This window comes from Verrucomicrobiia bacterium (assembly GCA_035629175.1).
In the GTDB taxonomy this organism is placed as follows: Bacteria; Verrucomicrobiota; Verrucomicrobiia; order Limisphaerales; family DASXHY01; genus DASXHY01.
Window position 1 is genome coordinate 19,864 of record DASPIL010000084.1, and the last position, 11,489, is coordinate 31,352.

Consider the following 11,489-nt stretch of genomic DNA (forward strand, 5'->3'; position numbering starts at 1 on the left):
TGGAACTATGGTCCGCCTGTGTGACAGTCGTTGCACGAGCCGTCGACCTCGTCGCCAGGATGTTTAAACGGCTGCCCGTTTGGTGAAATCAGATTCAATTCATCGCCCGCTCCCTGCGCGAGGATCGTATGGCAGGAGACGCAATCGCTGGCTGGAATCTTTCTCTTTCCATCGGCTGAGGCATGCTTGCCGTCATGGCAGCGAAAGCAGCCCGGCCAGTCCTTGTGCCCGATGTTTTCCGGGTAGGCGCGCCAATCCACCTTCATGTCAGGGAAGAAGTTCTGGGTGTAGATCGTCTGGACTTCCTTAACGAGGCGGTCCGCCGTTGCGCGGTCTGAATAACTGGCACGCAGAGACGCGGCAATCGCTTCGAGCGCCTGGTTTTCGCTCGTGTATTTTGCCGCCAAAACCTTCACGGCATTCGACTTCACCCAGGGAACCGCGGGATCAATCTTGCCAATGCTCATCGCCAGATCGACTGCATCGTTCGGGGACCGATAACGATGCGAAGGACGGTTGTGGCAGTCCATGCAATCCATCTGTCGGATTTCCATGGCGCTCACGTCGTTCGTAAAGCGCGGAAGCCGGTACTCCGTCACGTTACCCTGCGGATCTGTGACCTTGACCCAGGGAATGGTTTGCCTGCGATCATCACTCGCGACGTATTCGATCTTATTGTCCTGGCTTACGTGCCAGTGAATGCCGCCGGGCGTTCCGTGGGCGGGATCTGCCCCTCCGACCTTCAGGGAAAGCCGCACCGCGTAGGCCGTATTGGTTTCATCCGCCAGGTAATGCTGGTAAACGCGATCGAGATTGCCGCTGAATTTGTTCGGCCAGTGACATTGCTCACAGGTCTCGCGGGCCGGCCTCAGATTCCGAATAGGCGTCTTGATGGGCCGATCGTAGTCGCCCGTCATCACGCCCATCAGCTGGTGCATCCCGTTCATTTTAGCTTGAACGAATGCATGCGCTCCATGGCCGACGTGGCATTCCACGCACGACACGCGGGCGTGCGGTGAATTCTGATAGGCAGTGAATTCCGGCTTCATCGGCACATGGCATGCCTGGCCGCAGAATTGGTTGGATTCACTGATGTTATAAGTCTGGTAACTTCCAATTGCGGTGCAGAGAAGAAATACGACGCTGCAGGCAAAGAAAATCCGCAACTTGCGGCGATCAGCCGGCCGCGAAAGATCGACTGCGAGCAGGCTCGGCGGGTCGCCTGCATTGGCGGCGCGCGAGCGCCGGCGCTGCCACCAAACTCCTGCGGCCATCATTCCCAGCCCGAGAAAGAGAAACCCGGGAGCGATCACATAAGCAAGGATTCCAAGATACGGGTTTCCATTCTGATCCACGAGATCGAGAGCAAACAACAGGAGAAAGGCAAAGAAGCTTCCGAGCGCCACGACGGCGCCGGCATAGCTCAGCCAGTTTTTGAAATATCGGGTTTGGGTTGGGTGAGTTGGGTTGTTCATTTCTGGGTGCGGGACGCTGAGGACGTCCCGCATTGAGTGGGTGCCGGAAATCCGGCTTCTACTTCTTGAGCGTCCGCATATAGGCGATCATTGCCTTCGCATCCGCTTCCGTCACTTCCGATGGCTTCATCAGGACCTTGCCGTCCTTGTCTTTAAGCCCATCCCTGATGGCTTTTACGCCTGCTTCGTCAGTGAATTCACCCTGAGCTTTGGCCGTGGAATAATCCTTGGCGCCCAGCTTCTGGCCCATTTTGGTGTCGCCTTTGCCCTCTTTGCCATGGCACTTGGCGCACTGTTCGTCATACATGGCCTTCCCATCCGCCCCGCTGGCAGTCCAGGCGGTGAGCGACGCCATGGCGATCGCTAGCACGAGTATTTTCTTCATAGGTTGAATACGATCCCAGCGCTGTCCCGGATCGCTCTCCGCTTCCCCAGCTTCGAGTCCAGGAGGCCCGCCAGTTTCGTGCAAAGATTGTTATTGGCGGATCGCGAGGGCAGCATTGCCGTTCTTGTCAAACGCTGGACATCTATTGGGAAAGCCGTGCGACGCACAGGTTTTCCAGCGTCCAGAATGAACCGGCAGGAGCCGAGCCCGATGGCGGCGGATCACCGACACCGGGGCTTCTGCAGGCATCAAAACGCCGGTGAAACCTTTCTCCAAAGGCGTTCACTTCTTTAACGTGCGCAGATACGCCACGACACCCTTGACCTCGTCGTCGCTAAGTCCCTCACTCGGCTTCATGACAACCTTCCCGTCCTTGTCAGCGAAACCTTCTTTGACAGCCTTGACGGCGGCCGCATCTGTAAGGGCGTCCTGAACACTGGCGGATGAGTAATCCTTCACCCCGAGTTTCTGCCCCATTTTGGTTTCACCCTTTCCTTCCGCGCCGTGACACTTGGCGCAGCTCTTGGTCCATACTTCCTTGCCATCAGCAGCTGAACTGTTCAGCAGGGAGACGCAGAGGAGACCGGCTATCAGGATCATTTTTTTCATAACATTTTTCTTTAGGAATAGTGAATGGCGTTTACGAGGTGAGCATCGGCAAACGGTCTTATGGGCACTACGCGACCATTGGCTAACAGTCACCGCATTTTGACTTGCCGTTCCAAAATCCGCTTGAAGCGCTGCGCGGCCGGACTTCTGAACGTCGACGAATTCGAACTCAACCGCATTTGCAGGATCGGAGCTGAGCGTTCAGAGATCGAGAGAAGCGGCGCACCATTCAACGAAGTATCCGCATAACATCGGCAACAACGGCACGCATGTGGACGCGCTGCTCGAGCTGCACGCAAAAAACGCGCATCAATTGGCAAGGCTCGTGTAGTAAGTGCGTGACTGCAGGCCTACGGTGATTTCAACGTGGAACAAATCAACCGACAGTCCGGTGCGGAGCTGGGTTACCCGAGAAAAGCAAAGCGATCTCAAGCCGTTCGCGCTGCTCGCACTCACGAGACGACTTTCGGCTGTCCGCGCGACTTCCTTGACAACCGTTTTGTATACACCGTCGTTTCGTCCCGTGCCCGCGGCCTGACTGTCGGGGTCAACTTGAATCCGGACAAGCAGTGCAACTTCGGCTGCGTCTACTGTGAAGTTCACCGGAACGAACCCGCTCGCGAGCGGTCGTTGAGACCCGACGTGATGGCCCACGAACTTCGCCGCACGTTAGCCTTCGTCCTCGCCGGGCGCCTGCGGGAACGGCCGTGGTATCGAACGTTGCCGGATGAACTTCTGCAGCTGCGCCACGTTGCGCTGAGTGGCGATGGGGAACCGACGTTCGCGTTGAACTTTGTGGAAGCCGTTCAAGCGGTCGTGCACGTCCGCGCGCTTGGCGGATTTCCATTCTTTAAAATGGTGCTGATTACCAACGGCACCGGCCTTCACGATCCCTATGTGCGGCGAGGGCTGAAGGTTTTCACGCGCTCAGACGAGATTTGGATCAAACTCGACGGAGGCACGCAGGCATACCTGAACAAGGTGGACAGGCTAAGTGTGCCGCTCGAGCGGATACTGACAAACATCGCTTTGATCGGGCGGGAAAGGCCTGTTGTGATTCAAAGCCTCTTCCCTGCCATCAATGGTGAGGAACCGCCGCTCGAAGAAATTGAACAATATGCGCAGCGATTGAAGGAGTTGCGGACCAACGGTGCCCAGATATCTCTCGTCCAGATTTATTCCGCAACGCGTCCAACGCCGAACTCAGCATGCGGACATCTTCCGTTGCGGACTTTGTCGCGCATTGCGCAGACGGTCCGACAGGCTTCCGGCCTGAGGGCAGAAGTCTTTTAAATTAACACGCCGGCCCATCCGGGCTCCTCCTCGAAACCGGCCTGCGAGACCAAGCGCAGGCCGGATCTTCTCCAACCCTGCGTCACGTTTCTAAATGAGCTTTGGCTGGCTGGCGGCTGGGAAACACCCGACCAGTTGGACGAGGCACTCAAAGCTGGCAGGCTTCACGAAGAACGAGTTCGCGCCCGCAGCCATCGCGCGGGATTTGTCATCGCGGGAAAGGGATGACGTGAATACCAGGATGGGAAGTCGCTGAAATTCCGCGCGGGCGCGCACCCATTGCAGAAGATCGAAACCGTTCAAGCTGGGCAGCCGCAGGTCCAGGATGACGATATTCGGCAGCGGATGGGCGGCGCGGTCCGCAAAGGCGCCTCCGCCGGCCAAATACTGCATTGCTTCCTCGGCGTCTGACACGCGTTGGACCGACACCGCAATGCACGCGCGTTCGCACGCCTTGCGCAGCAGCAATGCATCGTTGTCGTCGTCTTCAACGTGCAGGACAACCAGTGGTTTTGAATCGTGCCGGGCCACAACAATCGGATTCCGCAGGGCTCGCGCGCACTTCTGACGCACAGCGGTGCCCGACACAGTATCACTACAAGGAGGGGTGTTCCTTCAAGCAGGTATTCACCCGATGATCAATTGGCCCGCGGCCCGCTGACGAATTGCGCAAAGGATTCCGCCAGGCGAACCAGCGCTTCAAAGCCGAACGGCTTCACATAAAAACCCGAGGCACCATGTTCGAGGGCGATTTCGCGATCGCCCGGCTCCCGCGAGACGGTGAATACCAGCACCGGGATCTCTTTGAATCGCGGATGCCGTCGCGCCCATTGCAGGAATTCTATGCCATTCATCCCCGGCATTCGAAGGTCGAGAACGATAAGGTCGGGAAGCGGATGCTGCGTGCGGTCGGCGAAAGCGCCTTCCCCCAGCAAATACGAAATGGCATCGGCGCCGCTGGACGCTTCATGAAACTCAGCGGGCAGGCCTGCAGCCTGGCAGGCCCGCGCCAGCAACACAGCTTCCTCGTAACTGTCCTCCACCTGGAGAATAATCAAGCGACGCATAAAGTTCTCACCGGGTCGTTGCTCCTTACGTAATCACACGATGCAGGCGCTTGCAATCGGGTGGCATCAGAAGAGGGACAAAGCACGCGATCATCCGCGCACGGCGCCAATCCACATCGATCCGGGTAAAAGCCCGAGGAAGGTTGTTACCCGAGAGGACGAACACCGCCCTGCAGGCGATTGTGTCACTGCTCTTGTAAACGCTCGCGAGTCAACCAGCGGAAGCCATCATCAATGTGAGAAACACAACCAATGAGCGCGTAATGAAGAACTCTGAGCACATTCTACTCGCCAAAGACAACGAAACCGACGTGATGCTCGTTCGCCGCGCGATGAATATCGCGGGACTTCGCGCGAGCTTGCAGGTGGTGCGCGATGGCCAGCAGGCCGTGGATTACCTGGCGGGAATCGATGGTTATTGCGACCGCGTGCTGCATCCGTTTCCCAAGCTGATGCTCCTCGACCTGCAGATGCCGCGCCTCGACGGGTTCGAGGTTTTAAGGATCGTCCGGACCGACCTTCATTTTACGCACCTGCCCGTCATTGTGCTCACCAGTTCAGAAAATCCTTCCGACATCAAGCGAGCCTACGAAATGGGGGCCACGTCGTACTTTCGCAAACCCGACAACGTCGAAGGCCTGGATGAAATGATCCATGTCCTGCACGCGTATTGGTTGAAGTTCAACCACTTTCCAGATTGAACATTAAAGCCGTTGCGTGACGGTCCCGTAGCTGCGGATTCTCCTCGGAATCTGTGGGTACTCTCCGACCCCTTTAGCAGGTTTTCACCCACTAACACCTGTTGCCCTCGTTTGTACGCTGGCGTCGGTTTTGTCGGAAAGACTCACTGACCATTCTGCATGAACGAAGGATTTGAAACAGACGCCGGGCGAAATACCTCGCACAACGGCAACACAGCGCCGGGAAACGCACGGACAAACGGACACGCACACCGCAATGGACAGGCCGTCCAGGGCGGATTCGATGTCTGGACCGTTGCCGATATTTTAACCCACCGCTGGCACTGGCTTGTGATCGGCGGGATCCTCGGTGCTGCGGCGTTCTTCGCGCTGGGTTGGGTGTACCTCATCAAGCCCAAGTTCACTGCGACAGTGCAGTTGCTTCGCTACGAACCGCCGGGCGGCAGTGATGCCATAACCGGATCGGCGCTGAGCACGGAGACCTTCGCCAGCCTCATTGCGTCGCCCGACCTCCTGCGCGAAGTCGGCGCCGCGCTGCAGCCGCCGATCCCCCCGGAGCGGCTGGTCAAACAAATGAAGATTGATCCGCAGCCCGACTCGGATCTCGTGAAGGTGCTCGTTGCGGCCGGCGATCCTGCATCCGCGGTGAAGATTGCCAACCTTTATGCTGAGCGGACAGTGGCGTACACGAAGGATCTGCAGTCCAAAAAAGCGGCAGAGCTGGCCAATAATTACCTGAAACAACAGGTCCTTGAAATGGACAAGGACATTGGCGCGCTGCAGAACGAGTTCAAAGGGTCGGCAATGCCGGCGCCGATTTCAAACAAGCTCGAGGAGGTCAGCGGAAACCTGAACGCGCTGAACGCCAACCTCGCGTTAACGTCCCGTCCCTCGTTGTTAACGCTGCGCCTTTCCGAAAAACTCCAAACCTCCCTCGCGGAATTGTCCGAGCTGACGTCCAAGTACACCGACCTTCACCCCGCCGTCGTCCAGAAGCGCGATCAAATCAACCTGCTGCAGGAGCAGATCAAATCCTCTGCGCAGAACACCGATCCGCTTTCCCCGACCGGTCTTGCAAGCATCGGGCCTGGCGGACAAAACGCATACGATCCGAACCGCGATCTCATTCATGGAAAACTCCGGGCGCTCGAGGATGCGCGGATCGGACTCGCGAATCGGCAGCGTGAGGCGGAATTATACGCAAGCAATCCTCCCGGCATGGTCCGCGTGTTTGCACCCGCCAACCTGAAGACCGTGCAATCAAATCATCGCCGTCTGAAAACAGGTATCGTGACCATCTTCGGCGGCTGCATGGGCATGGCCCTGAGCCTTGGCCTGATTCTCCTGACGGAAGCATTCGATCGGCGGCTGCGAACGGCGGACGATCTCAAGCGCGTCACAAAGCTTCCTGTCTTAACCACACTCGGGGATTTGAACTCGATGGCAGAGAAGGATCGCACCCAGTGGGCTTTCCGCAGCTGGACGCGCCTGCAGGGCAAACTCAGCCGTTCCCAGAACCATGGACTCGTGTGTGGCATCACGTCATCCAGCGAAGGCGAAGGCCGTTCGACCTGGATCAAGTTGTTGTCGGAAGCCGCGAGCCTGAGCGGCTTCAGGGTGCTGACGATCGCGACGCGGCCGTCAACTCATATTGGCTCTCCTCCCCAATTGACGGATGAACCTGCGAATGAACCGGCTCCTATGAACTCTCGCGAAGAGAATCAGGTTGCAACCATCTCGAGCAACGTGCTCGCCACACCCGCGCAGGTGACCGAGCAACTCACGGATCCCAACTCTCAGCCAGTTGTCCACATTCCCCTGCCCGGCTGGGTATGGAACCTGGATCGACGGCGCGAATGGCGTGATGCGCTGGAGCAGTGGAAGCAAATCGACAACCTTGTGATTTTTGTCGAGCTGCCGCCGGCATCGATCCCCGAAGCTGTGCTGTTGGGCTCCAATCTGCCGAATGTCATCTGGCTGGCTGACAGCGGAACCGCGGATGCTGCCGAAACGCGGGCGCAGATTCAAACCCTTCGTGACGCCCGCGCGAACCTGGTAGGAGCCGTGCTGAATCGCGCGACGAATGGATCGCTGAAGAGCCACTTCCCCCGATGGATGGGATGTCTTGCGGTGCTCGCAATGCTGATGAACTTTTCCGGCCAGGCGCAAACGTCCACGCTCCCGGTCGAGGCACCTCCGGAGGAACGGCAAGCCACGCCGGCGTTGGTCACCCGAACAAATCTTGGATTCTCGGTCACCAGTCCGATTCATCGTGCGGAATGGCAGCAGCGCCTCACGCTGGGGCCGGGCGACGTCTTATCATTCGGACTTTATGGCGAGCCGCTGCTTAACCGGATGGAAGTTGCGGTCGGGCCCGACGGGCGTGTGAGTTACCTGGAAGCGCAGGATATCCTTGTTACTGGCCTCACGGTGGATGAACTGCGGCAGCGCTTTGATGATGAACTTGGCAAATTCCGGCGTGTTGCACGGACGATGATTACTCCCGTAACTTTCAAGAGCAAAAAGTATTACGTTCTTGGCAAGGTGGTTCAACGTGGCGTGTACACGCTCGACCGTCCAACAACGGTGATCGAGGCCATCGCGCGGGCCAAGGGACTTGAGAACGGCCTGGTGGACAACAACACAGTCGATCTGGCGGACCTTTCGCGAAGTTTCCTGATGCGCCGCGGCGAACGCATCCCTCTCAATTTCGAAAAGCTATTCAACCAGGGTGACCTGTCTCAGAACATTCAGATCGAGCCGGACGATTACCTTTACTTCCCATCAGGCAGCGTGCAGGAAATTTACGTGGTCGGCGAAGTGGGTCTGCCGGGAATGGTGGTCCATCGGCCTGACAGCACGACCCTCACCGCAATTGCGAATCGCGGCGGATTCAATGAGAAGGCATTCAAGTCCCGCGTGCTCGTGATTCGCGGTTCCCTGAACAACCCCGAAACGTTTGTGGTGGACGCGCTGGGCGTGATGAACGGGCGCAGCAAAGACATGACGTTGCAGCCGCGCGATATCGTCTATGTGAGCCATCGCCCGTTCTACAAGGCTGAAGATCTCCTCGATATGGCCACAGTCGCATTTATCCAATCGATTGTAACCACGTGGGTAAGCGCCGACGTGCTGTCGCCGGTGGATTAATTTGAAGCGATTGCATACCCGTCTATGAACAAAACACTGTACACAATTGCCGCCAGCGCAGTGCTGATGGCTTCCCTCGCTGGCTGCGCGCACAGGAACGCTACGTTCAACTCGCTCGATTCCGCTGAGGCCCCGAAAGCTGCCGCTCCGGAAATGGTGACTGTAACGAATCATATCGATGCGGCGTGGCTGGCGGCGCCGACCAATCTCTTCACGCTCGGGCCTGGTGACCGGCTTGAGATTGAACTGCTGGACGAGCCGGCATCGAAAAGCACAACCGTCGTGGGACCCGACGGCAAATTATATTTTAACCTGCTTCCCGGCCTCGATGTTTGGGGGCTTTCGCTGGGTCAGGCGAAGCAGTTGATTGAGCAGAACCTCGCCAACTACATTCGCGGAACGCCGCGCATCAACATCACTTTGCGCGAAGTGGCGAGTCAAAGGGTCTGGATTCTCGGCCGCGTTCAGGCGCCGGGAGTTTACACCATGTCAGGTCCAATGACGCTGCTGGAGGCTATTTCAGGCGCGGGCGGATCGCTGACGTTTGCCGGCGCTCGCGAAGTGAGTGGCGGGCCTTTGGGCGAGGATCTTGCAGACTTGAAACGCAGCTTCATCGTCCGCAATGGAAGCCTTCTCCCCGTCGATTTCGACCGTCTCCTCACCGAAGGCGATCTTTCCCAGAACATTTACCTGCAACCCGACGACTTCGTTTACTTCGCTCCCGCGTTTGCGCGCGAGGTCTATGTGCTTGGCGCGGTGGTGCAGCCGAGGCCGGTTATCTACCACGACGGATTATCCCTGGCCGGCGCCGTAGCAGGAGCTTATGGAACGGTTCGTGACGCTTACCTGAACCACGTGGTGGTGGTGCGCGGTTCCGTCAGCCAGCCTGAGGTTGCGGTCGTGGACTACAAAGCGATCGTCAATGGACGCGCGGCGGACGTTGCGCTGCAACCCCATGACATCGTGTATGTGCCATTCTCGCCGTATCGCTATTTGCGAAAGTATGCAGAGATCGCATTGAACACGTTTGTGAATTCCGTTGCCATCAATGCGGGAACCCGGCTGGGACCGCGCCCGGCAGCAGGGGTTGGCGCGGGCGTGTTTATTCCCGTCGGCAGCGGCATTCAGATCACACCGCCAGCGGCTCCACCGATTCGGTGACCGCGCCTTGTCTCAATCTCCGGCGGCTTCCGAAAGATGCCGCCGTTTTGTTGTACATCTTCCAATGCCCCGGAGTGAGCACGGCTCGGATGAACTCTGTTAAACGCTTCGAAAAAGCCCGGCCGAAGTTGTTTTTGACCAATGCACAAACGTAAAACTTCCCTACAGTAAATACCCCATCTCGGTAATAATCAGGATTGACGCTCCTACACCTTTGCTGAAGACTCGCTTCACTCAAGCGAACCAGGCCAACATTCCAGTTAACCGTGGTGTCTAGTCGGCGTATGCGTAAGACTCAAGATTTTAAGGCGGTGAGAAGGTGGGCTTTTCTGTGCTCCTTGGCTTTCCTCCAATTTAACCCCTCGGCGCCTGTCGCTCATGCGGCGATGCTGCAAACAGGCCAGCCAGATTTAGTCAATTGGGTCTATGGGCCCGGGCTGGCCGACGTCGGGCCTGCCGCCCAGATTCAGGTTCCGCAAGGTTTCCGCTTTGCGAACGCCGCCGATGCCGCGATTCTTCTTCGAGCAGGCGGCAATCCCACACCGGCGACTCTCGCCGGACTGCTGATGCCGACGAGTTCGGGATACATGGTGGTGTTCGAGTACACGCCCATCGGCTACGTAAAGACTGGCGACCGTGAAAAGGTGGATTCCGAGAGCGCACTATCGGCGCTGCAGAACAGCCTGCGGGAGCAACGCAACACGGCCACGCTTGAATGGGCAAAAGCTCCGATTTTCGATGGATCCCGCCGCAGCCTTGAATGGGCGGTCGCGGTAACGACTGGCCAGCGAAAATCCGTGAATCACACGCTGCGTCTGCTGGGCCGCGAAGGTGTCTTGGACGCCATTGCAATTCACAATTCCGGTTCGGCCGCGGCGATTCCGCTGAAGCAGTTGCTGGCGGGAGTGACATTCAAGCCGGGTTTTGCTTACAACGACTATCGCAAGGGTGATCGCGTTTCGCAGCACAGGCTGTCGGATCTCGCAGCCTCCGAGGCCCCCGCGCCCTACACCGCCCGGCTTTCGTATCTTTGGCCAAGCATCGGAGGCGGCACTGCGGTGCTGATTGGATGCAGCGCGCTAATCGTGGCACGCCGGCGGCATCGCACACGTCGTGTGCGGTCTGGTCCCGGTCCCGTCCGCATCTTGCTGAATGCAGCTGCATCGCGGCGCCTTGAGTATTCCTATCCCGGCCACACCAATGGAAGTCACAATGGCTCGGCGAACGGAAACGGAAGCACGAATGGAAATGGGCATTCGAACGGAACCAATGGGAATGGAAAGCTCCGCCGCCGCCGCACCTTCGACTACCAGCGCTTTTATTCCGATCTCATGTCTGAGGTTTCAGACCGCTCACAGGTGAGCCCCGCGATTCCAGCCCGCCGCGTTGCCACGGCTCCGATTGCCACCGTCAACAAAGCTGAGCCGGAATTGAATTCTGCGGTTGCCAATCTCGGATTGATTGATCATCAGAAGCGCCTCATTGAGGAGCAGCAGCGCCTGATTCGTGAGCAGGCAAAACTGATTGAAGAGAAGACCCGCTTGATCCAGGAGAAGAACCAGGTGCTGGACAAACAGGCTGAACTTTTCGGCAACATTTTCTAGGAATGTCTGCGTATTCTTCGGGCGTCTCAGAACCGCTCCGAATC

The 11,489-nt window shown here is 57.9% G+C and carries 10 protein-coding genes; 5 read left to right on the top strand and 5 right to left on the bottom strand.

Annotation, left to right across the window (positions count from 1 at the left end; all coding sequences use genetic code 11):
• Positions 1-5 precede the first annotated feature (5 nt).
• The 3 genes from VEH04_15035 to VEH04_15045 all read right to left on the bottom strand — a co-directional run bounded on the left by VEH04_15035 (position 6) and on the right by VEH04_15045 (position 2,469).
• Positions 6-1,475, bottom strand: a complete 1,470-nt coding sequence (locus VEH04_15035) for a NapC/NirT family cytochrome c (GenBank protein HYG24092.1) — start codon at positions 1,473-1,475, stop codon at positions 6-8.
• A 58-nt stretch (positions 1,476-1,533) separates the two neighbouring features.
• Complete coding sequence (locus VEH04_15040) at positions 1,534-1,860, bottom strand: cytochrome c (GenBank protein HYG24093.1); 327 nt, start codon at positions 1,858-1,860, stop codon at positions 1,534-1,536.
• Between the two features lie 282 nt (positions 1,861-2,142).
• A complete protein-coding gene (locus tag VEH04_15045) occupies positions 2,143-2,469 on the bottom strand; it encodes a cytochrome c (GenBank protein HYG24094.1) in 327 nt (108 codons plus the stop codon).
• A gap of 645 nt (positions 2,470-3,114) precedes the next feature.
• Between VEH04_15045 and VEH04_15050 the strand changes: the two genes are divergently transcribed.
• Positions 3,115-3,762, top strand: a complete 648-nt coding sequence (locus tag VEH04_15050) for a hypothetical protein (protein HYG24095.1) — start codon at positions 3,115-3,117, stop codon at positions 3,760-3,762.
• A 90-nt stretch (positions 3,763-3,852) separates the two neighbouring features.
• On the opposite strand, the gene VEH04_15055 is transcribed toward VEH04_15050, so the two are convergent.
• Together VEH04_15055 and VEH04_15060 are read right to left on the bottom strand one after the other, a co-directional pair.
• On the bottom strand, positions 3,853-4,350 hold the full coding sequence (locus tag VEH04_15055; protein HYG24096.1) for a response regulator: 498 nt from the start codon (positions 4,348-4,350) through the stop codon (positions 3,853-3,855).
• A gap of 50 nt (positions 4,351-4,400) precedes the next feature.
• On the bottom strand, positions 4,401-4,829 hold the full coding sequence (locus VEH04_15060; protein HYG24097.1) for a response regulator: 429 nt from the start codon (positions 4,827-4,829) through the stop codon (positions 4,401-4,403).
• 263 nt (positions 4,830-5,092) lie between these two features.
• Between VEH04_15060 and VEH04_15065 the strand changes: the two genes are divergently transcribed.
• The 4 genes from VEH04_15065 to VEH04_15080 all read left to right on the top strand — a co-directional run bounded on the left by VEH04_15065 (position 5,093) and on the right by VEH04_15080 (position 11,445).
• Positions 5,093-5,530 carry a response regulator gene (locus VEH04_15065; GenBank protein HYG24098.1) on the top strand — a complete coding sequence of 146 codons (438 nt, stop codon included), beginning with the start codon at positions 5,093-5,095 and terminating at the stop codon, positions 5,528-5,530.
• 159 nt (positions 5,531-5,689) lie between these two features.
• Entirely contained in the window at positions 5,690-8,680 is a 2,991-nt protein-coding gene (locus tag VEH04_15070; protein ID HYG24099.1) for a polysaccharide biosynthesis/export family protein, read from the top strand.
• A gap of 24 nt (positions 8,681-8,704) precedes the next feature.
• Positions 8,705-9,841, top strand: a complete 1,137-nt coding sequence (locus VEH04_15075; GenBank protein ID HYG24100.1) for a polysaccharide biosynthesis/export family protein — start codon at positions 8,705-8,707, stop codon at positions 9,839-9,841.
• 338 nt (positions 9,842-10,179) lie between these two features.
• On the top strand, positions 10,180-11,445 hold the full coding sequence (locus VEH04_15080; GenBank protein ID HYG24101.1) for a DUF2167 domain-containing protein: 1,266 nt from the start codon (positions 10,180-10,182) through the stop codon (positions 11,443-11,445).
• Positions 11,446-11,489: the final 44 nt, after the last annotated feature.